Source organism: Bradyrhizobium sp. CAR08 (genome assembly GCF_052871955.1).
Genome location: NZ_JBIXJX010000025.1, coordinates 1 through 24,004 on the forward strand (window position 1 = coordinate 1; position 24,004 = coordinate 24,004).

The 24,004-nt window shown below is 61.5% G+C and carries 21 protein-coding genes and 3 pseudogenes; 11 read left to right on the forward strand and 13 right to left on the reverse strand.

Annotation, left to right across the window (positions count from 1 at the left end):
• Positions 1 to 196 (reverse strand): annotated as a pseudogene (locus ACIPUD_RS34535) (IS110 family transposase); the annotation flags it as partial.
• Positions 197 to 524: 328 nt separating this feature from the next.
• Between ACIPUD_RS34535 and ACIPUD_RS34540 the strand changes: the two are divergent.
• From ACIPUD_RS34540 to ACIPUD_RS34555, 4 genes and pseudogenes are all read left to right on the forward strand, one after another.
• Positions 525 to 743 carry a hypothetical protein gene (locus ACIPUD_RS34540; RefSeq protein WP_446482429.1) on the forward strand — a complete coding sequence of 73 codons (219 nt, stop codon included), beginning with the start codon at positions 525 to 527 and terminating at the stop codon, positions 741 to 743.
• A 1,519-nt stretch (positions 744 to 2,262) separates the two neighbouring features.
• Positions 2,263 to 2,579 (forward strand): annotated as a pseudogene (locus ACIPUD_RS34545) (PilZ domain-containing protein).
• A gap of 78 nt (positions 2,580 to 2,657) precedes the next feature.
• On the forward strand, positions 2,658 to 3,050 hold the full coding sequence (locus ACIPUD_RS34550; protein ID WP_446482430.1) for a response regulator: 393 nt from the start codon (positions 2,658 to 2,660) through the stop codon (positions 3,048 to 3,050).
• A gap of 60 nt (positions 3,051 to 3,110) precedes the next feature.
• Positions 3,111 to 3,374: a hypothetical protein gene (locus tag ACIPUD_RS34555; protein WP_446482431.1), complete on the forward strand. Its 264-nt coding sequence runs from the start codon at positions 3,111 to 3,113 to the stop codon at positions 3,372 to 3,374.
• Positions 3,375 to 3,720: 346 nt separating this feature from the next.
• Here ACIPUD_RS34555 and ACIPUD_RS34560 read toward each other — a convergent pair whose 3' ends face one another.
• The 4 genes from ACIPUD_RS34560 to ligD all read right to left on the reverse strand — a co-directional run bounded on the left by ACIPUD_RS34560 (position 3,721) and on the right by ligD (position 8,359).
• Positions 3,721 to 5,166: an IS1182 family transposase gene (locus tag ACIPUD_RS34560; RefSeq protein WP_446482432.1), complete on the reverse strand. Its 1,446-nt coding sequence runs from the start codon at positions 5,164 to 5,166 to the stop codon at positions 3,721 to 3,723.
• A 496-nt stretch (positions 5,167 to 5,662) separates the two neighbouring features.
• Positions 5,663 to 6,091, reverse strand: a complete 429-nt coding sequence (locus tag ACIPUD_RS34565) for a type II toxin-antitoxin system VapC family toxin (RefSeq protein ID WP_446482433.1) — start codon at positions 6,089 to 6,091, stop codon at positions 5,663 to 5,665.
• A complete protein-coding gene (locus ACIPUD_RS34570) occupies positions 6,039 to 6,536 on the reverse strand; it encodes a hypothetical protein (RefSeq protein ID WP_446482434.1) in 498 nt (165 codons plus the stop codon). The genes ACIPUD_RS34565 and ACIPUD_RS34570 overlap by 53 nt, the downstream gene beginning before the upstream one ends.
• 5 nt (positions 6,537 to 6,541) lie before the next feature.
• Entirely contained in the window at positions 6,542 to 8,359 is a 1,818-nt protein-coding gene (gene ligD / locus ACIPUD_RS34575; RefSeq protein WP_446482435.1) for a DNA ligase D, read from the reverse strand.
• 483 nt (positions 8,360 to 8,842) lie between these two features.
• Here ligD and ACIPUD_RS34580 point away from each other — a divergent pair, with 483 nt between their 5' ends.
• A complete protein-coding gene (locus tag ACIPUD_RS34580) occupies positions 8,843 to 9,307 on the forward strand; it encodes a hypothetical protein (RefSeq protein WP_446482436.1) in 465 nt (154 codons plus the stop codon).
• Positions 9,308 to 9,736: 429 nt separating this feature from the next.
• On the opposite strand, the pseudogene ACIPUD_RS34585 reads toward ACIPUD_RS34580, so the two are convergent.
• Positions 9,737 to 10,465, reverse strand: a pseudogene (locus ACIPUD_RS34585) (methyl-accepting chemotaxis protein); the annotation flags it as partial.
• 507 nt (positions 10,466 to 10,972) lie between these two features.
• Between ACIPUD_RS34585 and ACIPUD_RS34590 the strand changes: the two are divergent.
• A complete protein-coding gene (locus tag ACIPUD_RS34590) occupies positions 10,973 to 12,079 on the forward strand; it encodes a hypothetical protein (protein ID WP_446482437.1) in 1,107 nt (368 codons plus the stop codon).
• Positions 12,080 to 12,331: 252 nt separating this feature from the next.
• Here ACIPUD_RS34590 and dksA read toward each other — a convergent pair whose 3' ends face one another.
• Together dksA and ACIPUD_RS34600 are read right to left on the reverse strand one after the other, a co-directional pair.
• On the reverse strand, positions 12,332 to 12,697 hold the full coding sequence (gene dksA, locus ACIPUD_RS34595; RefSeq protein ID WP_008554760.1) for an RNA polymerase-binding protein DksA: 366 nt from the start codon (positions 12,695 to 12,697) through the stop codon (positions 12,332 to 12,334).
• A gap of 215 nt (positions 12,698 to 12,912) precedes the next feature.
• Positions 12,913 to 13,524, reverse strand: coding sequence for an NAD(P)-dependent oxidoreductase (locus ACIPUD_RS34600; protein ID WP_446482438.1), 612 nt, complete (start codon positions 13,522 to 13,524; stop codon positions 12,913 to 12,915).
• Between the two features lie 149 nt (positions 13,525 to 13,673).
• Here ACIPUD_RS34600 and ACIPUD_RS34605 point away from each other — a divergent pair, with 149 nt between their 5' ends.
• Positions 13,674 to 14,045 (forward strand): winged helix-turn-helix transcriptional regulator, encoded by a 372-nt coding sequence (locus ACIPUD_RS34605; RefSeq protein ID WP_026233175.1) that lies wholly within the window; start codon positions 13,674 to 13,676, stop codon positions 14,043 to 14,045.
• 4 nt (positions 14,046 to 14,049) lie between these two features.
• Here the strand turns inward: ACIPUD_RS34605 and ACIPUD_RS34610 are convergent, their stop codons facing one another.
• Positions 14,050 to 14,463, reverse strand: coding sequence for a flagellar assembly protein FliX (locus ACIPUD_RS34610; RefSeq protein WP_085349418.1), 414 nt, complete (start codon positions 14,461 to 14,463; stop codon positions 14,050 to 14,052).
• A 269-nt stretch (positions 14,464 to 14,732) separates the two neighbouring features.
• On the opposite strand from ACIPUD_RS34610, the gene ACIPUD_RS34615 reads away from it, so the two are divergent.
• From ACIPUD_RS34615 to ACIPUD_RS34630, 4 genes are all read left to right on the forward strand, one after another.
• Positions 14,733 to 15,857 carry a flagellar basal body P-ring protein FlgI gene (locus ACIPUD_RS34615; RefSeq protein ID WP_026233176.1) on the forward strand — a complete coding sequence of 375 codons (1,125 nt, stop codon included), beginning with the start codon at positions 14,733 to 14,735 and terminating at the stop codon, positions 15,855 to 15,857.
• Positions 15,857 to 16,222 carry a flagellar assembly peptidoglycan hydrolase FlgJ gene (gene flgJ, locus ACIPUD_RS34620; protein WP_063995718.1) on the forward strand — a complete coding sequence of 122 codons (366 nt, stop codon included), beginning with the start codon at positions 15,857 to 15,859 and terminating at the stop codon, positions 16,220 to 16,222. Before ACIPUD_RS34615 ends, flgJ begins: the two co-directional genes overlap by 1 nt.
• A gap of 11 nt (positions 16,223 to 16,233) precedes the next feature.
• Complete coding sequence (locus tag ACIPUD_RS34625) at positions 16,234 to 16,731, forward strand: hypothetical protein (RefSeq protein WP_377791298.1); 498 nt, start codon at positions 16,234 to 16,236, stop codon at positions 16,729 to 16,731.
• 159 nt (positions 16,732 to 16,890) lie between these two features.
• Positions 16,891 to 17,250, forward strand: coding sequence for a hypothetical protein (locus ACIPUD_RS34630; protein ID WP_085396024.1), 360 nt, complete (start codon positions 16,891 to 16,893; stop codon positions 17,248 to 17,250).
• Positions 17,251 to 17,390: 140 nt separating this feature from the next.
• Here ACIPUD_RS34630 and flaF read toward each other — a convergent pair whose 3' ends face one another.
• The 4 genes from flaF to ACIPUD_RS34650 form a co-directional block, all read right to left on the reverse strand.
• Positions 17,391 to 17,759 carry a flagellar biosynthesis regulator FlaF gene (gene flaF / locus ACIPUD_RS34635; RefSeq protein ID WP_007612319.1) on the reverse strand — a complete coding sequence of 123 codons (369 nt, stop codon included), beginning with the start codon at positions 17,757 to 17,759 and terminating at the stop codon, positions 17,391 to 17,393.
• Between the two features lie 285 nt (positions 17,760 to 18,044).
• Positions 18,045 to 20,327 carry a DUF1522 domain-containing protein gene (locus ACIPUD_RS34640; RefSeq protein WP_377791299.1) on the reverse strand — a complete coding sequence of 761 codons (2,283 nt, stop codon included), beginning with the start codon at positions 20,325 to 20,327 and terminating at the stop codon, positions 18,045 to 18,047.
• A 227-nt stretch (positions 20,328 to 20,554) separates the two neighbouring features.
• Entirely contained in the window at positions 20,555 to 22,843 is a 2,289-nt protein-coding gene (locus ACIPUD_RS34645) for a DUF1522 domain-containing protein (RefSeq protein WP_085358973.1), read from the reverse strand.
• 343 nt (positions 22,844 to 23,186) lie between these two features.
• The coding region (locus ACIPUD_RS34650) for a flagellin (protein ID WP_446482439.1) at positions 23,187 to 24,004 on the reverse strand (818 nt) is incomplete at its 5' end.

Consider the following 24,004-nt stretch of genomic DNA (forward strand, 5'->3'; position numbering starts at 1 on the left):
CCTCTTCTCGCCAGCGATTGAGGAGCTTCAGCAAGGCGTTCTCGTCGACGTCGAGCTTCTTTAACGGCTGGCGCTCGACGCCAGGTACGATGCCTGCAACGAGCCAGCTCGACAGGCTGATCTCGATCACCGCAATCAACGTGCCGTCCGGTTCGAGGGGGCTGAGGGACCGGCTCAGGTCGTTCAACTTCTGCATGGGGTGCTCCATCGGTTCACATCAGCGCCGATGATGCCATATTCCTCCACCGTCGCCGCCCGCCCCATAGCATCTCCCTTGGAGGCTTTCGGACGCCGGCCGCCCGAATATGCCGCGCCGTCAATCATGCGGCCGGCATCCGAAACCCTTCACAGAAGCAGCCCTCGACCAAATGCGCACCTCGGGTCTGCTAAGGGGTTACAAGCGGTCCTTCATCGGCTACAGGCGGCAGGTCAGCTACGGGCCCACAACCGGACTCGTTGGTCATTCAATAGATCAGGTTTGGAACCTCAGACCTTCCTGTGCGCTAGGAATACCGGAGGTCGTGATGTCCCCGGAAGAATACCTTGAGCTGGCCGAGCAATACCGGAAGGTTCTTGCGACCTCCACAGACCCGTTTACCCGCTATCATTTAGAAGCCATGGAACGGAGCTATCGGGTTCTAGCGGACAGCGAACGTGCAGTTCAAAGATCCCGCAGGATCGTTGATGCCTTGGACGAAGCGGGCCGCTTCGAACCTAAACGCCATCGGGCCAATGCGGACTAAGAAAACACCGTTGCCGAAAAGATATCGTGCTCCCGACGACCTTACTGCGGCTCGGGCTCACAATGGATGGCCGCCTTCTTGGCAAGAGCAGCTTCTATCAATTCAGCTATGCCATCGAGGGCGATTTGGTCGTTGATACGTGATGCTATGAAATTGTAGCGCGCAATGCGCCGGTCGATCTCGCCACACTTCTCACACATAGCTCACCGCAATTATTGAGGACGGGAGCGTGCAGAACTCTCAGTCACCGTAAAGCCAAAGGTAGGGGCGGCGTCCGGTTTAGACAGCGGACATTACGGCGGCTGGACCGCTCTTCGGCTTAGCGGTCAAGCGGGAATGCCAAATGCGCAGCTCAAGCCTCACCGCGCGAGGACGGGTGCAGTCGACTCCCCTCAGGGGAAGGAAGGGGAGTGCTCAATGTACTCCGCTCGCCGTGCCTTTCGACATCGCCCGTGTCAAAGCTGCGAGGCGGCCGGCGATGCCGCTCATCCGGCGCGCCGCATGTTGAATAGCTGCTATCTCGCTTGAGGCCCCTGGCGGCGGAGACGGACAGACATGGCGCCCGGTTTGCGACTTCGAAGGCGGCGCGAAGTAGGGCGTATGAAGCGCAATGGGGATCCACGGCGGGCGCGACGCTCTGCTTCTTCGACCAGACCTCGAAGATCTTCCAATTCTGAGAGCTGAGAGGTGAGTTCGCTAAGTTGTTCGACGTAAAGGATTGCGCGAGAGCCTCGCATAAATGTCCTCCGCAGCACAAAAAAAGCACTATCAGGACGGCGTCAGAGCAAAAGAGCGCGAGTAGCAAAAGTAAAAGACTACCAGAGGTAAATTAGCGGATTAATACGTCAGCCTCACTGCCGCCGGGTGTCGCTGCTTCAGCGCGGTTAACGCACGCCGCTCCCTCAGGGCAGCGCGATGCCCTGGAGTCCGCTCCGGATCAAAATGCGAAGAACTCAGCGTGAGCAAATTTAGTCCGCCTTGCCATACCAAACGGATCTCAACGAAACGCTCCGCTACTTTGCGGACGGTCCAAGCGGTGACATCTGAACCGTCAACTATGGCCGTCTCAACTGGATGATGTTGCATGAGCTGGTCGGATGCGGTGGCGGCGCTTCTCGGACCTGCGCACGGTAAGCCTTGTCGAAATAGTCCAAGGCGAGGATATGCATGGCTCTCGCTTTTTCAGAGTCGGGTTCTGACAATGCCATCCGGGACGCAATTTCGGCTTGCTTCAAATAGTACTCAGCGGTCGGCACGATGATTCCCCCAAACAACGCCCCTAACGCCCCAAATTGCAACTTGTTCCCGCGATAAATTTCCCGCGCGGCGGGCTTACCTATTCCGCGAGCAGTCTTAGGGAATCGTCAGCGAAACAGTCCGGAAGTGGGCTGAAAGCAACTAAGACTTTGTGGAGATGCTCCGGTCCGGGGGCGCGTCTTTGCTGCTTTTTCCCAATTCGGTTACGAGCTCTTAGTCGATTTCATTTTAGGAGGTACAAAGACGACTCTGAGCACCGGCAATGACAAAAGAAACGGAACAGGAGGGACGACGCGTCACCTTCGAGCATGCGCTCCCCGCGCATATGATGGCGATCGACGGCACTTGGCGGCGGTCATGCACCATCAAGGATGTGTCAGAAGCCAACGCGACACTTCAAGTTGATATTCAATCGAAGGCTTGGCTCTGACGGAGTTCTTCTTGCTGCTTTCCTCCACGGCTCTTGCCTATCGTCGCTGCCAGCTCGACCGCGTCAACGGCGAGGAGATCTCGGTAAGCTTCCTGCGGCAGAAAGCCAAAGGGAACAAGAGACGGGCGCCCCCGACCGGGCCAACGTAATCTTCTGTTCCCTTGCGGAACTTTTTCCTTCTGTCCACTTTGTCACGTTCGGCAGAGCGAGTATGGAAGGGGGAGTTCGTGCAATTACCGACTGTACTTGTCGTCGAGGACGATGAAGCAGTTCAAGGTCTGGTCGCGGACGTGCTGAACGAGGGCGGCTTCGAGCCAGCTACTGCGCGAACGGGTGAGGAAGCGGTTACTCTGCTGAAGGGGCGTCAGACCAACTACAGCGCCCTCGTCACAGATATCAATTTGCTAGGTCAGTTTAATGGTTGGGACGTCGCTCGCGCCGCCCGCGAAGTCGATCCAAATTTCCCGGTGGTGTACATGACAGGCGCTGCGGCCGACGAGTGGGCCATCCAAGGCGTTCCGAACAGCATTCTTCTTCGAAAGCCCTTTGCGCCCGCGCAAATCGTAACAGCCGTCTCGCAGCTTTTGAATGTCGGCTCAATGCCGGTGTCCGGCAACTGAGAGCCCACCGTGGACCGTCCAGCATCGATACTCCTGGTCGAAGATGAAGCGATAATTCGCATGATGCTCGTCGAGATGATCGAGGAGCTTGGACATAAGGTTGTCGTCGAAGCGGGGCATCTGGATCAGGCGCAATCGTTCGCTGAAACCGAGCAATACGATTTTGCCATTCTCGACATCAATTTGCAGGGCTTCAATGTTCAACCAGTTGCCGAGGCGATTGCGGCCCGGGGACGCCCGTTCTTTTTTCTGAGCGGTCTGGCGTGCCGGAGCAATTCAAGGACAGACCCGTGTTGCATAAGCCCTGCGCGATCGAAATGCTAAACCGGACCATCGACGCGATCTGGTCGAACTGGCAGCCTGATAAGGCTCAAGACAAAGACGGCGAAGCGTGGTAAATGCATCGAGCCCAGAGGCGGCTTGCGGCCCAAGCCGTTGCGGGCACGGGGCTCGGTGTGGTTTCACGCCGGGCCTCGATTCTGTCTGCTACTCGGCCCGCGCAAGCACTGGTGGTCCGCTATGGGTCTTGGTTGTGTGGAAACACAGCTCAAAGGCGGCCGTGGTCGACAATCGTTGCAGGCCGCCGATGTTTTCGCGTCGGATCGTCTATGTAACCGGCTGAGGTGGTTATTGGGACGCGCGGCGTCGCTTTTGGACGCACTTCCCGCCTTCAGGTCGCTCGGATAGCTGCAATCAGGCTCGGTTTGCCGACGATGTTCATCACCCGAGTGAGGTTATAGGCCAGGACGTGCAAGGCCATCTCAGCGGCTACATTCCGTAGGCGCTTCATCAGGAAGTGTGTCGCACCCATACGGGCTTTGATCGTGCCGAAGGGATGCTCGACCGTCTCGCGCCGCGTCCGCATGGCGTCGGGATTGGAATCCAGCCGTCTCTGAACCTCCTCGATCACATACTCATGCTCCCAGCGCGTTATGCGGCGCTCCTTTGACGGCGTGCATTGGCTCTTGATCGCGCAGCCCTGGCACGCTGCTGTCGACCAGTAACGGCGCAACGTCATTCCGTGCTCGATGTTGGTGTAGTGATGGGGCAGCAGCTGGCCGGATGGGCAGCGGTAGACGTCCTCATCGGGCAGGTAGGTGAAGTCCTGTTTGCCGAACCGGCCCTCCGCCTTGGCGTTCGGCGTCATGGGCTTGGGCAAGGTGACTGTAACGCCAGCCTGTTCGCAGGCTAATATCTCTTCTCCATCGAAGTAGCCACGGTCGGCGACTGCCTCGAGTTTGTCCGCTTCGAGCACTTCTTTGGCTTGCTTCGACATCCGAGCAAGCTGCCCACGGTCGTTGCCGACGTTTACGACCTCATGCGTAACGATCAGATGGTGTTCGGTGTCCACCGCGACCTGGACATTGTAGCCGACGACGCCCGATCCGCGTCCACTGGTGGCCATAGAACGGGCATCCGGATCGGTGAGCGATATCTGTTGATCCGGTGCGTTGCGCATCTGCGCATCAAGCACTTCCAGGCGGCTCATCTCCTGCTTCAGCCGAGTGATCTTTTCCTTGATCCTCGTCGTCTTGATGCTGATCGCTTCCGATGGCTCCTGGCGATCGGCACTATCGAGTTGACGCAGATATCGACCGACGCTTTCCTCGATCTGCGCCATCCGCCTCGCCATCTTGGCATGCGTGAAGTTGCGGTCTCGGTTGTTCACCGCCTTGAACTTGCTGCCGTCGATGGCGACGCTTGGGGTCTGCAACAGGCCCATTTGCCGGCATAGGGCAACGAACTTCGCGCAAACCTTCCGGATCGCCACGCCATTGTCCTTCCGAAAGTCCGCGATTGTCTTGTGATCGGGAGCCAGGCGCCCGATCAGCCACATCACCTCGATATTGCGGCAAGCCTCACGTTCCAGGCGGCGACTGGATTGCACCCGATTGAGATAACCGTAGATGTAAAGCCTCAGAAGAACTGCCGGATGATAGGAGGGCCGACCCGTCTCCTTGGCGATCACACGCTCAAACCCCAGTCCATGCAGGTCGAGCGCCTCGACGAACGCATCGATCACATGGACCGCGTTGTCCTCGCTTACCCAATCCTCCAGGCAGTCCGGTAAGAGCGTCAGCTGGGATCTGTCCGCGCCTTCAACGAAGCGTCCCATCCGTATCCTCCAATCAGGAAGCGGAGGAATAGTAGCCGACTCGTGGCTTTTCACACAGCCAGGGTCACAAGCCGCCCATAACGCCCGAGGTCGGAGCTTCCGCTTTGCATGGTAAGTCGACCTCTATCAGTACACCTCCTAGCGGAGGCTCATGCGACGAGCTACCAGGCTCGCGTCCAGTGCACCTGATCGACGCATCGTCGTACCGGTCCGGGGTAGTCTTGCTCTATCCAGGGCACATCGGCGAAGCGGACGCCGTCAACCAAAGAAAGCCGTAGCAGATCCAGCTGGTTTGGAGAGGACACTTGATGCCCGAACCGGCATCCACGAGAAGAGCGAATGCGCGCTCCTCCCCGGCGGCGTGGCCCAGGATGTAGGGGCAGACCGTCTGGCGCTTCCCGTCATGGCTCACGTCAACCGCTTGTCTGAGCGTCACGAAGCATCGGCTGTGGCCCTCGCTCAGTATCTGGAATGGTCGCTTGCGCCCGCGGCCAGGTCAGTACGCGGCGAAGTCCGGGTTGAATGTCGCTGCTCGAGTGATCCCCAGGCGCTCCATCAGCGCAAAACTCGTTCGGTCGATCAAGGAAAAGCTCTCGTCCGCAAACCTTGCCTCGATCTCCGAAGCCGCATCCAAATCCGCGCGGAGGACGGGTTCGACCCGAACTCCGCTGTCGCGCAGGCACTCCCAGAAGCTTTCCGCAACGTCCTTTCCGAAGTTGGCGTTGAGCAGTTGCCACGTCTCGGCCAGCACCAGGTCGGTGGTAAGGCGCTGGTCGATGCTCCGGAGGATCGATTTGGCTCGCCCATTCTGAGCGTCCCGCTTGACGGCGGCGGCAAACCAGACCGAGCTGTCAACGAACGACTCATCCGCGTCACTCCTGAACAGGGTACTCCCAAATGTTGCGATTAGGCTCGTTGGCCTCAATCCATGTTATCGCGCTCTCTTTGGAGGCAAAAAGCTTGATCCAATCGGGGTCCCCGATCGCGCGGGACGCCGGATCGGGCGAGTAGAGCCAAACCGATCCTTCGGCTGGTCCGCCTTCCACCTCGTATTCCCAGGCTACGCCTTCGGGGTCGCCTTCCTTCAACCACCTGTCGGCCGCGTCGGCAGACGCGAACACCTTCGCCCATCCGGGCTCGCCTATCATCCGCACCCTGCCGTCCTGATAATCGTCGAGGTAAAGCCATGCGGTTCTGCCCTCGCGGCGAGCCTCGTCATGGCTGCGCACCACCTCGTTCACCCTCTGCCGGTCGGAGCAATCGGGTTCCGGCAGGGACATCACCGCGGCGTAGAGTTCGGCAGGAATGCCGCGCCTGTCGCCCGGCGGCTTTGAGCACCATTCCACCCATCGATCAAATGCATCCGACATGTGGCTCACCTCGTCGACCTGGCGCGGAATGGACTGTCCATGGTGAAGGCGTTCGGCGCGATCCCGCTCTCGATGCGCTTCCAGGTCACGGGCGCAGCGATGGGAAATCCCTCTCGGGCTCGCGGGGAATAGGTGCCGATCGCGGTCGTGCCGCGACCATTCCTCAGATAATCGAGGAAGATGCGATCGCGACGCTTTGCCTGCGCAGACAGGAGGTAGCGGTCTGGATAGCGCGCTGCGAGGGCGGAGACCAGCTGATGCGCGACCCGATGCGCCTTATCGTGCAGCATCGGCTGATCCAGTGGCGCCATGAGATGAATTCCTTTGCCGCCGGTGAGCTTGGGCCAGGTCTCGAAACCCTCGCGCTTCATCAGCATGCGCAGATCGAGCGCGGTCTCTACGACGGCATCCCAGTCGACGCCCTCGCCGGGATCGAGATCGATCACGATGCGGTCGGCATGCTCGAAGTCCTCGACGGTCGCATTCCACGGGTGCAGCTCGATGGCCCCGATCTCGACGAGGCCAAGGAAGCCATCCAGGCTGTCGACCCACAGGCGCGTTCCCTCGCCACCCTCGCGCTTCTGAATCCGGAGCTGGTGCACGGCGGCCGGAATGTCCTTCGGCAGCGGCCCCTTGTGATAGAAGGTCGTGCCGTGCACGTGACGCACCAGCTTGAGCGGACGATGGCCGAGGTGCGGGAGGGCTTTCTTCCACACCCTGCGCCAGTAGTCGGCGAGTTCTTCTTTCGACGGCACAACGGCGTCGGGCAGAAGCTGCAGGATGTTCTCTCGGGGGACACCCAGCTTCGGCCGGCCGGCTGCGGACGGCACCAGCCGCGGCGCCTTGACCTTGCGCAGCGCAAGATCGTCTCGAAAACCCTTGAACACGGCTTCGCGAAGCAGACCATCATCCGTCAGCGCGCCATACTGGACCTCGATTTCGAGGGTAGGCTCGACCCAAGTCGCCTTGGGCTTTTTGACGGCGACATCGAGCGGCGAAGTCTTCCGAATCAACGGATCCAGCCGCTCGCGTAATTCGCGCGCAGTCGCCTCGGTGTAGCCGGTACGCACCTTGCCGGCGTAGAGCAGTTTGCCGCTCTCGCGCCGGCCGACGTAGAGAGACGCCACTTTTCGGGGGCGCGCCCCTAGCTTCTCCACGAACGCGACAATCGGAAAGGTCTCGCTCTTCTTGCACTTGAGCTTGATCCAGCTCTCCTGCCGCCCCGAGCGATAGGGCTCGCCGAGCCGCTTGCCGATCAGGCCTTCCAGCCCCAGCTCGCACCCTTTTTCGAAGATTACGTTGCCCTCGCCCGCAAGCGCTTCGACATAGATGAATGTCTCCGGTGCGTCCTTCAGAAGCCGCTGCAGCAGGCGCTTGCGTTCCTCGTACACGACGCCGCGCAGGTCGTACCCGTCAAGGTACAACAGATCGAAGGCGTGATAGCGCACGCGCTCGCTTTGCTTCGGGCCGAGCTCTCGCCTGAGCTGCTGGAAATCCGGCAGGCCGCCACTGCCGTACACCACGGCCTCGCCGTCGATGACCAAGCTGTTTGCCTTGAGCAGGTGGGCGCCGGCTGCGATCGAGGAGAACTGTTCAGTCCAGTCCAGGCCCGTACGCGAATAGACCCTGGCGTCGTCATCTTTGAGATGCAGCTGCGCGCGGTAGCCGTCGGCCTTGATCTCGTAGACCCAGTCTTCGCCGCGCGGCGGCTGCTCGCGCAGCGTGGGATCACATGGCTCGATGTAACCAGGGATAGCAACTTTGATGGCGCCGTGGACACGCGATACTCCCGAACGAGACTGACGCAACGCCACGGCACACATCCCGATTCAACGCGGTCGCGCTGTTTCGTTCCGTTCGCCCGTCTAGGACTCGTCCGGAACGCGGGTTGTCTCCAAGCGTTGGCGAGCTGTGGGCGCGGTTAGGAGCGGTGCGATGATAGAATCTGAGACCCTGCTGGAGAAATGTCCCCAATGCGGCGCATGGCCTATGGCGGCGAACATCCAAAAATCCGCCTCCGCGCAACGCGAAATCCAGTTCAGATGTCGAAGGTGCCAGGCCGAGGAGGTCGGCCGGCTCCCTCGTCCAACGTCCCCGCTGCGCGCTGCCTGACACCACGCGGCCAAAGAACCGGAGGAGCTATTGCCGGCTTCTCGCGGCGGTCGAGACCGAGCTGACCAGGTTCGATCCCAATGGTCCCCTCGAGGAAGACGACTAGCTCGCGCGCTTCCCATCCATAGCAACAGGCGTCTGGAACGTAATTGACGTTCCGGCTTTTTGCTCCGTGATAGTCGGAGGAAAGTGCGATGAAATCGGTGAGCACTCTCGCATTGGCACTTGTCGTCTCGACAGCGACGGTCTCGGCGCAGCCGGTGCGATGGACCAAGTACACGATTCCCCAGACCGGCACCTCGATGGATTTCCCATCTTCGATCTTCACGGAAGAAGCTGGCCGACCCGACGGCTACGGGCAACGGTTCCGAACCGCCGACGGACGTGCCGACATCACGATCCAGGCCGCGCCTAACGTCGAGAACGATTCACCCGCGGCCTTTCTCGCGAAAAAGCATCCGCCTTCACGCATCCAGTACAAGCGAGTGACACCACGGTTCTTTGCGGTCTCCAGCTACAGGGGCGACAAGGTTTGGTACAACCGCTGCAACTTCTCGGGGCGGCTGATCCATTGCGTGTTGATCGACTATCCCGCGGAGGAAGAGCACGCCTGGGACAACATCGTCACTCGCATGAGCCTGTCGCTCAGCGGAAAGTAGTTGCTTGCGGGGCTCCGCGCGGCACTTCTCCGCGCGTTCCTTCACAGGGTGCTCAGGTCTTCCGAAGACAGCCACTGGGAGGACTAGCGCTACACTGATACTGTCGACCAGCAGCACGGCGTACAGCACCGGAACCTGCTTTCGCAGAATCCGGAATTGCTCCACGACCAGCGAACGACCGAGCGGATCGGTTATATCTCCCAACGCGAAAGCCGCACGAATTCGCCCGAATAAGCCCATCGAGGTTGGTTCCTACCCTCTCCAGAACTTAAGCGGGAGAGACGAAGGTCGCGTAAAGGTGCATAGTGTGTTCGGAGTTAATGGCATACAGACACATCCACCTGAGCAACCAGCCTGGTGAACCTGGGCGAATTCACGCAGCCTTGACCCGCGCCTGCCCCGGTGAGCGAGCGGCCCAAACGTCGAAGGTCAGCCCGCCCGCACGCCATCCAGGAACTTACCGACCTCGAGCTTGAGGCGATTGCTGTCCGTCGATAACGACTGTGCGGCCGACAACACTTGCGCGGAAGCCGATCCGGTCTCGCTCGCGCCACGCTGGACGTCAACAATGTTGGATGAGACCTGATGGGTACCTTGCGCCGCCTGCTGCACGTTGCGGGAGATTTCCTGGGTCGCTGCGCCCTGCTCTTCGACTGCGGCTACGATGGTGGAGGATATTTCGGAAAGGCGCTCGATCGTGCCTGAGATTTCCTTGATCGCGTTCACCGATTCATGGGTCGCGGCCTGAATGCCGGATATCTGCTGACCGATTTCTCCGGTGGCCTTGGAGGTCTGCTCGGCGAGAGCGTTTACTTCGGAAGCCACCACCGCGAATCTACGGCCAGCGTCCCCGGCGCGCGCCGCTTCGATGGTGGCATTGAGCGCCAAAAGGTTGGTCTGCGCGGCGATGGTATTGATGAGCTCGACCACGTCGCCAATTCGGGCCGCCCCCTTGGACAACTCGCCGACACGGCCGTTCGTCGTGCGTGCCTGGCCGACCGCCTCGCCGGCCATCCGCGCCGATTCCTGCACCTGACGGCTGATCTCATTGACGGACGAGGACAGTTCCTCGATTGCGGAGGCGACGGACTGAACGTTCGTCGAGGCTTCCTCGGAAGCGGCAGCGACCATCGTCGTCAGCTCTTGTGAACGTTCGGCCATCGTAACGCAGTTCTACTACTCGCAGACCTTTCCGTATTTGATGTTCAAACATCATGCGGAAATTCGTCGGCGACTCGTCGACGTTCCTCGCGAACTGCGGCAGCGCGAGTTGGTACCTCAACTCATCGCACTGGGCGAAGGTGCAGGCGATCCGGCGTGGTTCATCTTCCGTGCGTATCTGGATAAGGTCGAGGCAGAGATCGCAGCGCTCGTTCGAAGTCACTCTCTCCCGGTTTCTGGTTTCACCTCCATCGGCGTCTACGTCCCATGCTCGCCGAGGCGCACGGTTCAACAACGACGACGTCACCGTGATGTTGGTGCGCCGCATCGCGGAGCTCGCATACGCTAAATACGGAGCGCTGAACAACACCGACGACCTTGGTCCCATCCGCCGCACGCGGTTGGAGACCCTGCTCGACGGCGCCTCGTATGAATCCATGGCCGAGGTGTATGGAGGGAAATTGAAGGCGAAGAAGGCCTACCAGGCTTTGCGCGAAACAGACCATGATTGTGATGACGGACTTCCGGCGGTCCGACTTGATCGACGTCTTCGCCGTCGAGGGGCTTTGCTACGAATACTGCGCGTCGGCCGCGATGCGATGCATCGGCAAGGGATCGATGATCAAATGGGATGCTGCCCTAGGTTCGCACCGGTACAAGGACAGCAGCGTCAACGCTCTCTCGTTCGAGCTTCACGACAAGAGGAACGCCGAAAGCTTTGGCTTTCGTACACGGCTCGGCACGTGGCTCGATGAAGAAAATGCCGGCGAGACCGAAGCGGAACGTGGCGACACGATCAAGTTCGCTCAGTTGAAACCGAATCCGAAGACGGAGGAGTATCCCGCTTGGAACAGCATCGTGGGTCGCATCGGGCGCGGATACGGCGCCACCAACTTCGAGATCGGCACGTTTTCCCTGGCGCAGTTCCGTAAGGAAAATGCATTTATGGGCGAGCCGTTCAGGTTGAAATACGGCATCAATTTCGACGCGGTGCTGTTCGTAATTTGGGCTGCGGCGTTCTTTGGAACCTACGTCGGCATCACAATGCACAACTCTACTTGGGCGCAACGTCACAACAGGACGATGAGTAACTTCTCGAACCTGATGTTCCGCGGTTACACGATGGTCAGCTTCGACCTGGACGAATTCGCAAGCGAAGCGGTTTGGTTCGCAAAGCAACTCGGACACGAAAAGGCATTTGCTATCGAAGAGGTGCGCAAAGCCGTCGAGTTCATATCTTTGAGCGAAGAAGCCCAGAAGACCATAGGCCTCTGGAGTGGTGGCAAACCGAGCGTCTTCGACAAGAGAAAGAAGTTCATCCTTGAGAAGGTCGACCAGGCGAGGTCGCTTGCAGACAGGATCGCGAAAGAGCCCAAGGGCACAAACTTCGATGTTTCTTGGGCCAAATCGATCGAGTGGCGGGTCTTATCGCCATTCGTCGAATTCGCGTGGCTGATCGACGAGCCGCTCTACGACGAAGCGGGCATGCCGCGTGTTCTTCAAGTTCAGGAGCTATTGGACCATCTGACAGATGGACGGGTGCCAACCGAAGGATTGGTCCCGTTGATTAAGGAACTGAGAGGGGTCGAATTCCAGGGCAACTGGTACTGAAGATCGACGTCCCGCAGCTGTTGACGGTCCCATCGATTTCCCTGCTCGCGCGCGCGACGTAATTCATTCTTAGCAAAACGTTCTTTTGCGCGCGCCGAAGCGAGCGCGAGTGAGAACGTTTTCTGCCCGCACGCCGACTGTCGGTTGTAGATGTGCCATGGCACCAACCGACTCGTTCTTATTGCGCCTCCGACTCGTTCTTTCGGTGGCGGCATACAAAAAACAAAGAGCCGCATCGCTGCGGCTCGGACTCTATTCGTCGCGATAGACCTTTTCGCGTTTCTCGTGGCGCTCCTGCGCCTCCACCGAAAGCGTCGCGATGGGACGGGCCTCGAGCCGCTTCAACGAGATCGGCTCGCCGGTGTCCTCGCAATAGCCGTAGGTGTTGTCCTCGATACGCTGGAGCGCGGCGTCGATCTTGGCGATCAACTTGCGCTGGCGGTCGCGGGCACGGAGTTCGATGGCGCGGTCGGTTTCGGACGATGCCCGATCGGCGAGATCGGGGTGGTTCACGTTCTCCTCCTGCAGGGCTTGCAGGGTGAGCTTGGACTCTTTGAGGATCTCATCCTTCCAGGCGAGGAGCTTCAAGCGGAAGTACTCCTTCTGCCTGTCGTTCATGAAAGGCTCTTTTTCGGTCGGTCGGTAGTTTTTCAACTTTTCCAAGGGTGGCCTATCTGTCTAAGCAACGACTCGTACACGGAACGGGGTCCGCTGAGCGGGGCGTTATATAGCGACCTCCTGTGACAGACAATGTTTCCCTGATCGCCCGACCGGCGCCCCCAAGCCCTTGCACAGGAAGGTTTATCCTAGAGGGCCCGGGAGCAGCCGACGGCCTAGTAGCCGACTGTGAAACGCTGCCTCTCATGGGCCGGCCGCTCGATCTCGTCGGCTAGCGCGATGGCGTAATCCGCGAAGGTGATCCAGCTCTTCCCGTTCGCATCTGCGAGAAGCTGATCCGTCCCAAGCCGGAATTTGCCGGTGCGCTCTCCCTCGATGAACAGGGCCGACGGCGAGATGAAGGTCCAGTTCAGCTCCTTTTCCTGCCGCAGCAGGTCGAGAAAGGCTGAACCCGCCTCCGCCTCAGTCTTGTACTGAGCCGGAAAACCGGGAGTTGTCACCAGCTTGACGCCCGGAGCTACCTCCAGACTGCCGGCCCCGCCGACGACGAGGTAACGGCCGACCTTGGAGTCCTTGGCCGCGCCGATCAGCTTGAGCGCGTCGCTGGCCAGGAAGTGCACGGAACTCATGGCCACGTCGTGCCCGGCCCACAGCTTGGCAAGGGCTGGCTGGTCGAGCACATCCCCCTTGGTCGGCGTGACGTTCGGCAGGACCGCGATCTTCTCCGGGTTGCGGGCGATGGCCGTAACCGCGTGGCCGCGGCGGGACAGTTCCTTGGTGATCTCCGACCCGGCCCGGCCCGAGGCGCCGGCAACTGCGATTTTCATGGAAGGCTCCTTTGCTTCTGTAGTAACCAACGGTGACTAAATATCGCAAAGAGCGCTGGTGTTAAGAGAGCACTTTGTGCTTACCTGATTACACGGGAGTAACCGGCGGCGGCCGGCAAATCAGCGGAATGGATCGTGAGGACCCGACGATGAAGCCAGACGTCTATGCAGCGAACTGCCCCACGCGACAGATCCTCGACCGCGTCGGTGACAAATGGGCGGTGCTGATCCTGCTGCTGCTGCGCGAGGATCCGATGCGCTTCAATCAATTGCGCCGCACGATCGAAGGCATTTCGCAGAAGATGCTGAGCCAGGTTCTCAAGTCGCTCGAGCGCGACGGATTGATCAAGCGTCACGCCATCGCAACCGTGCCGGTGACCGTGGAATATTCGATCACGCAGCTCGGCGTGACGCTCGCCGCCGCCGTCGATCCGCTGCGCGATTGGGCCGAACAGAATCTGAAAGACGTGCTCGCCGCCCAGCGCCGCTATGACGCGCAGTTGAAGGATGAAGCGGCGTAAGCCGCTACGCCTGCCCGGCCTTGGCGAGCTCGACCTCGACGCGCAGCTCGATCTCGGACAGCACCGAATCCAGGCCGGAATCGCCGGAGGACGATTTCAGGTTCGCCGCAGCGTCACGCAGCCGCATCACGGTCGAGGCGTCGAGCTTGCCGGAGAGGAGCCCCATCTTGAGGTCGTCGAGCACGTCGAGCGCGGTCTTTCCGCGCACGACCGAGCGCTTGCGACGCTCGACGGGATCCTCCTCGATGCCTTGCAGCGCGAGCAGCCCGTCGATGTTGGCGGCCGCCTTCGGTGCGGCGGCGCCTCGCGTCTCCGGCGCCGACGAGGTGTCGGGTAGCACGAAGGTGCCTGAGCTCGTCCGCCTGGCCTGGCTGGCCGGCGTTCCAAGCGTGGTGCCGTTCGGTCCGTAGATGCGCATCGGAAGCAATCCGGGTGATCGATGCGCCACATTCGCCGTTTTATGGTTAACGGCCCGTAAACAGCCCGGCAAAATCTGCCGACAGGCGGCAGTTTCGCTCCTCAGGGACAACGCAGGCTGAGGTCCTCGAAACAGATTTATTCAACCTATTCAGCGACCTACCCCCGCTGCCCCGAGTTGGCACAGTGCTCGCAAGGACAGCGTCGGACCAGCTCGTCATGGGAGTGTCGTGATGGTCCTTTGATTTGAGGAGCCTCGGGGAGCAGAGGATGCCAAGCGTTCGTTGGGTGAGACTTGTGGGGGTGGCCTGCGCCGCGCTGTCAGCGCTGGCGCTCTCGGTCAATTCTGCGAGCGCGACATCGCGCATCAAGGATCTCGCCAACATCGAAGGCGTGCGGCAGAACCAGCTCATCGGCTACGGGCTCGTCGTCGGTCTCAACGGCACCGGCGACACCCTGAACAACATCCCCTTCACCAAGCAGTCGCTGCAAGCGATGCTCGAGCGCATGGGCGTCAACATCCGCGGCGCCACCATCCGCACCGGCAACGTCGCCGCCGTGATGGTGACAGGCAATCTGCCGGCCTTCGCCACCCAGGGCACGCGCATGGACGTCACCGTCTCCGCGCTCGGCGACGCCAAGAATCTCCAGGGCGGCACCCTGCTCGTCACCCCGCTCCTCGGCGCCGACGGCAACGTCTATTCGGTCGCACAGGGCTCGCTCGCGATCTCAGGCTTCCAGGCCGAAGGCGAGGCGGCGAAAATCGTGCGTGGCGTGCCGACCGTCGGACGCATTGTCAACGGTGCCATCATCGAGCGCGAGATCGAATTTGCGCTCAATCGCCTGCCGAACGTCCGGCTTGCGCTACGCAATGCCGACTTCACCACGGCCAAGCGCATCGCCGCCGCGATCAACGACTATCTCGGCGTCAAGACCGCCGAGCCGATCGACCCATCGACCGTGCAGCTTGCGATCCCGCCGGAGTTCAAGGGTAACGTCGTCGCCTTTCTCACCGAGATCGAGCAGCTCCAGGTCGATCCGGATCTCGCCGCCAAGATCATCATCGACGAACGCAGCGGCATCATCGTGATGGGTCGCGACGTCCGCGTCGCCACCGTTGCGGTCGCACAGGGCAACCTCACCGTCACGATCTCCGAGAGCCCGCAGGTCAGCCAGCCCAACCCGCTGTCGCGGGGGCGGACCGTGGTCGCACCACGCAGCAGCGTCAGCGTCACCGAGGACGGCAAGAAGTTCGCCGTCGTCAAGGACGGCGTCTCGCTTCAGCAGCTCGTCGACGGCCTTAACGGTCTCGGCATCGGCCCGCGCGATCTCATCAGCATCCTGCAGGCGATCAAGGCCGCCGGTGCGATCGAAGCCGACATCGAGGTGATGTGATGCAGACCGGCATGGTCAACACCGCACGCGTCGCCAGCTCCGCCTTTTCGGTAGAGAGCCGCAATGGCCGGCCGGACTTCGATCTCGCCGCGGCACTGCAAAAGGTCTCGCCGAAGCAGCAGGCCAAGGCGCAGAAGATCGCCACCGACTTCGAGGCGATGTTCCTCAACAGCATGTTCTCGCAGATGACCTCGGGCCTGAAGGGCGAAGGCCCGTTCGGCGACACGCCTGGCACCGGCGTGTGGCGCTCGATGCTGACCGAGCAATATTCCAAGAACTTCGCCAACGCCGGCGGCGTCGGCATCGCAACCGACGTCTATCGCACCCTGATCATGCAGCAGGCAAAAACGATCCGCACGGCATAAGGTCAAACGAGATGAACCATTTCAACGCCTCGCGTCAGCCCGTGCAAGCGCAGCGCCCGAACACCGCACCCGGCAGCGCCGAGGCGCGCAAGATCGCCGAGCAGTTGATGGATGCGATGAGTGCCCTGCTCGGTCTGATCGAGCGCGAGACCGAGCTCGTGCGCGCCGGCCAAGTCCGCGAGGCGATGACCCTCGAGAGCAAGAAGCAGGAGCTGTCGCGTAACTATGTCGGCGCCGTCACCCAGTTGAAGGCGAACCAGGCCCAGCTCGCCAAATCCGCGCCCGAGCTGCTCTCGACGCTGCATCGGCACCACGATGCATTCCGCGCGATGCTCCAGGTCAACCTCACCGTGCTCGCAACCGCTCACGCCGTCTCGGAGAGCGTCGTGCGCGGCGTCAACACCGAGATCCAGAAGCGCAACGTGCCGAACACCTACACGGCCGCGGGACGACGCGCCACGCCGGGCCCGCGCCACATCACGCCGCTCGCGGTCAGCCGCTCGCTCTGAGCGCGCGCAACAACAAGCGACAATTTTACGAAAAACCGCGCGGCAACATCGTCGAGCGGTTAGGCACGTTTCCTTACCGGATGTTCAATCCCGGTGTTCCATGGTTGCGTATTGAGAGGGGTTGGGATTTGACTCACGTGAGGCAACCAGGAGGCTGCCATGAGTACAGATTTCAGCATCAGGCCGGTGGGGATACCGGTTGCCGTGCAGATCGTAACGACGTCGAATACGGCGGCGAACGAGGCCGTGCAAACCGATCTGCCGGTGAGCCAGACAGTGGCCGCTGGCGAGGCGAGCGCGCCTGCACGCAATGATTTGCGAAGCAACGAGAACGTCTCACGCCAGGTCGTGTTCGACCAGGCGGCGGCGTCGTTCGTCTTCCAGGTCGTCAACGACAGGACCGACGCGGTGGTCAACCAGTTCCCCGACGAAGCAATGCTGCGCCGGCGGGCCTATTTCCATGCGCAGGATTTGAAATCCGAGCCCTCGCGTCCAGCCAGCACGGACCGCAGCGCCTAACAATCAGGCGTCGAGCGTCGCAACGGCAACATCGAGATCGCTCGCACCGGTCCCGGGACCGGTGGCGACGTTCTTGATCTGCGTCTTGCCGGTATTCGTCAGCATAATTTGGTGTTGCCGAAGGAACGAGCCGTGCTCGATCACGGACGGCCGGACAGACCAGCGGCGATATTGCGGTTGATCTCGATCAGCGGACGGAAATGATCGAACTGCGGGCTCATCTGCAGTGCGGCGGTCTGGCTCAGCACGAACACGCTGATGTTGGCGATCTTCTGCCGGACGTCGATCGGCTGCGGATTGTTCTCGCGCATGGCCTCGCTCAGGAAAATCGTCCAGAGCTTGCGATTGAACATCAGGGCCTGCGTGGTCTGCTCGCTGAACGGCTCGGCGCTGTTGATCGCATCCTGAAGCTTGTTCGCGGCCTTGAGCAGGGTCTGCGCTTCGATGTCGCGAGGAGATGCGGTGGTCGTTGCAACACGCGCGTAGGCCGAGGCAGCGGAATTCGACATCAATCACACCCTGGAGGTTACCTAGCCCGTTGAACGCGCTTAAGGATTTCTTTCCCGACCCTAGGCAGCACCGCTTAAGATTTGCTTACGTGAGTGCTTGGAAGGGCTCCGGATAAATACGGGCCCGGAGTCCTTCGTCGTGAAGCTAGATGCGCGGATGCATGCTGTAAACACGCTTCCATGATGCGCATCAATCTCGGCTAATCCTGCCTTACCGATCTCAATAAAAACGGCGGAGCATGAGCCCCGCCGCGATATTCCGATTCAGTATCTTGCGCTCCGAGATTAGCGGAGCAGCTGCAGCACGCTCTGTTGCGACTGGTTGGCCAGCGACAGCGCGGACACCGCGATCGACTGGCGGGTCGACAGCGCCTGGCTGTTCGCCGCTTCCTCGTTGGTGTCGGCGAGCGTCAGGTTGGATGAGCCGGTCTGCAGCACGTTGATCAGGTTCTTCGAGAAGTCCTGGCGCACCTGCACGATCGAGAGGTTTGAGCCGAGCGCGGAACCTTCCGAGCGCAGCGTGCTCGAGGCCGCGTTCAGGCTCGTCAGCACCTTGTTGGTTGCGCCGTTGTCGATGAAGTCCGTGCCGGGGACGAGATTGCTGAGGCCGAGCCCCGCTGCGTTGAACACCACGCCATTGATGCCGAGCGTCGAGCTGCCGGTCTCGTTGAAGACCAGCTTCAGCGTGTCGCCGTTCAGCAGGTTGACGCCGTTGAAGGAGGAGTCCTGCGAGGTCGTGTCGATCTGCGCCAGGATGTTGTTGAACTGGCTGACCAGACCGGAGCGCGCCGTCTGTGCGACGGGATCCTGGATCGGGGGCTGTGCGGTGGTGAAGGCGAGCACACCGGTGAGCGTACCGCCGACCGCGCCGCCCGCGGCCGTCGAACCGAGTGTCGAAGAGGCGTATTCGTTGACGGTGGTGACGGTTAGCACGCCATTGGCGTCGATCGTCGCCGTCAGATGGTTGGCCTGAAGCTGCACGTTGAGCTGGTCGAGCGTCTTGACCGTGCCGTTGGTGCCGTCACCGAAGGTGACGTTCACCGGCGTGCCGCCGTTGAACGAGCTGAAGGTGAGCGTCTTGCCGCTGACGCCGCCAACGCCGGAGGTGCGCGCCGCGCTGAAGGCGGTCGCCGTTCCGGTGTTGCCGCTGAGGCCGAATGCGGCGAGCGCATTGCCGGTGCCGGTGATCGAGAGGTCGGCGTTGATGCCGGTCGAGAGCGCCAGCTGGCCGCTGGTATTCACCGACGACGGGATCTGGCCTGCGGTGGTCGAGAGCGTCGCGGCACCCAGGAAGATGCTGGCGGTCTTCACGCCGGTAGCAAGGTCGATCGAATTGAGCAGGTCAGTCAGCGTCGCGCTCTGGAGATAGATGGTCGAGTTGCCGTTGCCGTCGGTGACGATGTTGCCGCTGACGCCGCCGGAGGTCACGCTCGTGGCCGATTGCGGCGTCTCGGCGTTCTTGAAGGTAATGGTGTGGCCGTCGATGTTCAGCGTCGAGCCATCCTTGACGAGACTGCCGAGCGAACCCGCAGTCGTCTGGCGGTTGGCGCTCACGCTGGCATTGCCTGCGCCGGTCGCCGAGGTCAGTCCGAGCGCCTTCAGGAAGTCGGCCTTGCCAGTCACGCTCAAATCGGAACCGGTCGAGCTCTTCAGCGTAACCGCGCCCGCGGTAATGGACGACGGCGTCTGGGCCGTACCGACTGTCGCGCCGCTCGTCGCGATCGTGGCGGCGCCTGCGCTGATCGTCGCTGTCTTGACCCCGCTGGCAAGGTCCACCGCGCTGAGGAGGTCATTGACCGTAGCCGTGGGAGCGCCAGTCGTTCCCATGTAGATGATCGAATTGCCAGTGCCGTCCGTGGCGATATGGCCGCTCGGGTCGAGGCCCCAGCCGGTCGGCTGCGCCGAAGGTGCAGCACCGGTGCGGAACGTGACCGTCTTACCGTTCACGGTGATCGAGTCGCCGTCTGCCGGCGACGATCCGAACGTGGTCGCGGCGGTCGCCCCGATCAGCGTGTTGGTGCCGGCGAGGTTCGTGGCGTTGTCGGCTGCCTTGGTAACCGCGCCGGTCAGTGTGCCGGCGGTCGATCCGAGCGACGCACCGAGCGAGGCGCCCGACGTTACCGGCGTCACGCCGCCAGGTGCGCCGGTATAAAGCACGTTGCTGTTGGCGGTCGCGCTGGCATAGGAGGTCGTGCCGCGGAGATCGGCGGGCGTCGCACCGGGAATCGTGGTGGAGACGTTCGATTTGGTTGAGTAGCCGACCGTGGTCTGCAGCGCCTGGTTGGCGATTGACTTCGCAGAGTCGATCAGCTTCTGCAGTGAGGTGATGCCGGTGTTGGCGGCCTGGAGCACCTGGACACCGTTGTTGATGCCATCGAGCAGGTTGCTGATGTCGCTCGCCCGGTTATCCAGCCCCTGCGCCGTGAAGAAGTTGGTGGGATTGTCGAGCGCGGTGTTGACCTTCTTGCCGGTCGACAGCCGCTCCTGCGTCGTGGCCAGCAAGTCGGCCGTCGACTGCAGCGACAACAGGTTCTGGCGAACGGACGCCGAGAGAACGATGTTGGACATTGGCAGGTCTTCCTCTTGAACCGGATACGAATCGGCCACGCGGGTCTGGAAGCGGGCTTTTGTCCAGTCTTAGAGCCTGTCCTTTAAAGTATGGTTAACGCCGGTTTAAGGGATACGGTTAATGCGGGGTTAGCGCCCCCTCCCCCGGTATCACACGGCTTCACGCCAAAAAGAAAGCGGCGGGGCCGAAGCCCCGCCGCTCTAAATCTTCTTGTAACTTCAGTTATTTAGCGGAGCAGCTGAAGCACGCTCTGCTGCGAGGTGTTGGCCAGCGACAGCGCCGAAACCGCGATCGACTGGCGGGTCGACAGCGCCTGGCTGTTGGCGGCCTCCACGTTGGTGTCGGCCAGGGTCAGGTTGGACGAACCGGTCTGCAGCACGTTGATCAGGTTCTTGTTGAAGTCCTGACGAACCTGCACCACCGAGAGGTTCGAACCGAGCGCGGAGGCTTCCGAGCGCAGCGTGCTCGACGCGGCGTTCAGGTTGGTCAGCACCTTGTTGGCTGCGGCGTTGTCGATGAAGTCGACGCCGACGGTCAAGGAGGCGAGGCCGAGACCCTTGGAATTGTAGGTCACGCCGGTGATGTTGAGGCTGGACTTGGCGGTTTCGTCGAACACCAGCTTGAGCTGATCGCCGTTCAGCAGGTTGACACCGTTGAACGAGGAGTCCTGCGAGGTGGTGTCGATCTGGTTCAGGATGTTGTTGTACTGAGACACCAGGTTCGCACGGGCCGTCTGTGCCACTGCATCCTGGATCGGCGTGGACGCCGTCGAGAAGGTCAGCGCCGAGGTCAGCGTACCACCGATCGCACCGCCCGCAGTGGTCGAGCCGAGAGTCGACGACGCGTAGTCGTTGGAAGCGGTGATGGTGAGCTGACCGTTGGCGTCGATCGTCGCGGCCAGGTTGTTGGCCTGCAGCTGCGTATTGAGCTGGTCGAGCGTCTTCACCGTACCGTTGGTGCCGTCACCGAAGGTGACCTTGACTGCCGTGCCGCCGTTGAAGGAGCCGAAAGTCAGGGTCTTGCCGGCGATGCCGCCGATGCCGGACGTGCGGGCCGCCTGGAAAGCGTTGGCCGAACCGGTGTTGCCGGCGAGACCTAGCGCGTTGAGCACATTGCCCGAACCGGTGATCGAGAGGTCGGCGTTGATACCCGTCGCGATCCTCAGCTGACCGGAGGTGTTGATCGAGGACGCGGACTGGCCGGTTGCGGTCGACAACGTCGCAGTGCCATTGGCGGCAATGCTTGCGGTCTGCACGCCGGTGGCAAGATCGATCGCGTTCAGCACGTCGGCGACCGTGCCGGCCTGCAGATAGACGATCGAATTGCCGTTGCCGTCGGTGATGACGTTGCCGCTCTTGCCGGAGCCGGTCGGAATCGCCGGTGCACCGGCGGATCCCGGAACCGGGGCGTTCTTGAAGGTGATGGTGTGACCATCGACGTTCAGCGCCGAGCCGTCCTGGATCAGCTGACCGAGCGAGGCCGCGCTGGTGGTACGGGTCACGCTCAAGGATGCATTGCCTCCGCCCGAGGCGGTGCTGAGACCGAGAGCCTTGAGCAGATCAGCCTTGCCGGTGACGCTGAGGTCGGCACCCGTCGAGCTGCGCAGCGTGACCTTGCTGGCCGTCGTGGTGCCGACGTCCGATGGCGTCGCACCAGCGCTCGTGCTGATGGTGGCCGCACCGGCGCTGATGGTCGCAACCTTGACGCCGCTGGCGAGATCGATCGCGGTGGCGAGGTCGCCCACGGTCGCAGCCGGGGTACCGCTGGTGCCGAGATAGACTGTCGAGTTGCCGCTGCCGTCGGTGACGATGTTGCCGCTGAAGCCCGAGCCGCTGGGAACAGCAGCGGCGGCAGGAGCAGCCCCCAAACGGAAGGTGATGGTCTTGCCGTTGACGGTGAGCGTGTCGCCGTCAGCCGGCTGAGCGTTGCCGACCAAGCCGGTCGCCGTCGCCGCACCGCTCGCGATCAGGGTGATGCCCGCGGAGAGAGCCGTCGTGCCGTCACCAGCCGTTGCAGTCGCACCGGTGTTAACGCCCTGGGTCGCGCCCAGAGTGATCGCCGAAGTCGCCGCGTGCGTGCCGCCCGCAGTGCCGTCATAGAGCACGTTGCTGGAAGCGATCGCGCTGGCAAAACTGGTGGTGCCACGCAGGTCGGCGGCAGTCGCACCCGCGATGGTGGTGGAGACGTTGGACTTGGTGGAATAACCGACCGTGGTCTGGAGCGCCTGATTGGCGATCGACTTCGCGGAATCGATCAGCTTCTGCAATGAGGTGAGGCCGGTGTTGGCGGCCTGCAGAACCTGCACGCCGTTGGCAATGCCGTCGAGCAGGTTGTTGATGTCGCTGGCGCGATTGTCGAGCGACTGGGCGGTGAAGAAGTTGGTGGGATTGTCCAGAGCCGAGTTGACACTCTTGCCGGTCGACAGACGGTTCTGTGTGGTGGCGAGGAGATCGGCGGTGGACTGGAGAGACAGCAGGTTCTGGCGAACCGACGCAGAAAGAACAATACCGGACATGACTCTTACCCTTCTGGTTTACGCGTCTTCGTTCGATCGCTTCGGATCGAGTGACGGGGACAGCGTGCCGCGACATGGCTAACAAAGGGTGAAACGAGCCTCGCCTGCGTAAGTGCCGGTTCACCATAAACCGACCGAAGGCGTTGGCACGGCCTGAAATCCGACTGAATCTATTGGCGATTTTCCGTGCTTACGCTCCATTAACCATAACCGCTGGTTACTTTTCGGAGCACGACACGACGCTGCGGACGCAGGACAAACGCAAAAAGAAAGCGGCGGAGCCGAAGCCCCGCCGCAATGTCTTGCTTAACGATGTCTTTTTGCTTGCGATGTCGTCCGCTTGTTAGCGGAGCAGCTGCAGCACGCTCTGCTGCGACTGGTTGGCCAGCGACAGCGCGGAGACCGCGATCGACTGGCGGGTCGACAGCGCCTGGCTGTTCGCCGCTTCGACGTTGGTATCGGCCAGGGTCAGGTTGGACGAACCCGTCTGCAGCACGTTGATCAGGTTCTTGTTGAAGTCCTGACGAACCTGCACGATTGTCAGGTTCGAACCGAGCGCCGACGCTTCCGAACGCAGCGTGCTCGACGCGGAGTTCAGGTTGGTCAGCACCTTGTTGGTCGCAGCGTTGTCGATGAAGTCGACGCCACTGGTCAGCGCAGCGAGGCCCAGACCCTTGGAGTTGTACGTCACGCCGGTGATGCTGAGGCTCGACTTGGCGGTTTCGTCGAACACCAGCTTGAGCTGATCACCGTTCAAGAGGTTGACACCGTTGAACGAGGAGTCCTGCGCAGTCGAGTCGATCTGCTGCAGGATGTTGTTGTACTGGGACACCAGGTTGGCACGGGACGTCTGCGCAACCGAGTCCTGGACGGGGCTGGAAGCGGTCGAGAACGTCAGCGACGAGGTCAGCGTGCCGCCGATCGCACCGCCCGCCGCCGCCGAACCAAGCGTCGAGGACGCGTAGTCGTTGGTGGTCGACACCGTCAGCAGGCCGTTGGCGTCGATCGTCGCAGTCAGGTTGTTGGCCTGCAGCTTGGTGTTGAGCTGGTCGAGCGTCTTGACGCTGCCGTTGGTGCCGTCGCCGAAGGTGACATTGACCGCCGTGCCGCCGTTGAAGGAGGAGAAGGTCAAGGTCTTGCCGCTGATGCCGCCGACGCCGG

Bases quoted from the DNA above. Each gene is read 5' to 3' on its own strand.
- ACIPUD_RS34540 (WP_446482429.1), top strand. From the start codon at position 525: ATGTCCCCGGAAGAATACCTTGAGCTGGCCGAGCAATACCGGAAGGTT.
- ACIPUD_RS34555 (WP_446482431.1), top strand. From the start codon at position 3,111: ATGATGCTCGTCGAGATGATCGAGGAGCTTGGACATAAGGTTGTCGTC.
- ACIPUD_RS34560 (WP_446482432.1), bottom strand. From the start codon at position 5,166: ATGGGACGCTTCGTTGAAGGCGCGGACAGATCCCAGCTGACGCTCTTA.
- ACIPUD_RS34570 (WP_446482434.1), bottom strand. From the start codon at position 6,536: ATGTCGGATGCATTTGATCGATGGGTGGAATGGTGCTCAAAGCCGCCG.
- ligD (WP_446482435.1), bottom strand. From the start codon at position 8,359: ATGTGTGCCGTGGCGTTGCGTCAGTCTCGTTCGGGAGTATCGCGTGTC.
- ACIPUD_RS34580 (WP_446482436.1), top strand. From the start codon at position 8,843: ATGAAATCGGTGAGCACTCTCGCATTGGCACTTGTCGTCTCGACAGCG.
- ACIPUD_RS34590 (WP_446482437.1), top strand. From the start codon at position 10,973: ATGATTGTGATGACGGACTTCCGGCGGTCCGACTTGATCGACGTCTTC.
- dksA (WP_008554760.1), bottom strand. From the start codon at position 12,697: ATGAACGACAGGCAGAAGGAGTACTTCCGCTTGAAGCTCCTCGCCTGG.
- ACIPUD_RS34600 (WP_446482438.1), bottom strand. From the start codon at position 13,524: ATGAAAATCGCAGTTGCCGGCGCCTCGGGCCGGGCCGGGTCGGAGATC.
- ACIPUD_RS34605 (WP_026233175.1), top strand. From the start codon at position 13,674: ATGAAGCCAGACGTCTATGCAGCGAACTGCCCCACGCGACAGATCCTC.
- ACIPUD_RS34610 (WP_085349418.1), bottom strand. From the start codon at position 14,463: ATGCGCATCTACGGACCGAACGGCACCACGCTTGGAACGCCGGCCAGC.
- ACIPUD_RS34615 (WP_026233176.1), top strand. From the start codon at position 14,733: ATGCCAAGCGTTCGTTGGGTGAGACTTGTGGGGGTGGCCTGCGCCGCG.
- flgJ (WP_063995718.1), top strand. From the start codon at position 15,857: ATGCAGACCGGCATGGTCAACACCGCACGCGTCGCCAGCTCCGCCTTT.
- ACIPUD_RS34625 (WP_377791298.1), top strand. From the start codon at position 16,234: ATGAACCATTTCAACGCCTCGCGTCAGCCCGTGCAAGCGCAGCGCCCG.
- ACIPUD_RS34630 (WP_085396024.1), top strand. From the start codon at position 16,891: ATGAGTACAGATTTCAGCATCAGGCCGGTGGGGATACCGGTTGCCGTG.
- flaF (WP_007612319.1), bottom strand. From the start codon at position 17,759: ATGTCGAATTCCGCTGCCTCGGCCTACGCGCGTGTTGCAACGACCACC.
- ACIPUD_RS34640 (WP_377791299.1), bottom strand. From the start codon at position 20,327: ATGTCCAACATCGTTCTCTCGGCGTCCGTTCGCCAGAACCTGTTGTCG.
- ACIPUD_RS34645 (WP_085358973.1), bottom strand. From the start codon at position 22,843: ATGTCCGGTATTGTTCTTTCTGCGTCGGTTCGCCAGAACCTGCTGTCT.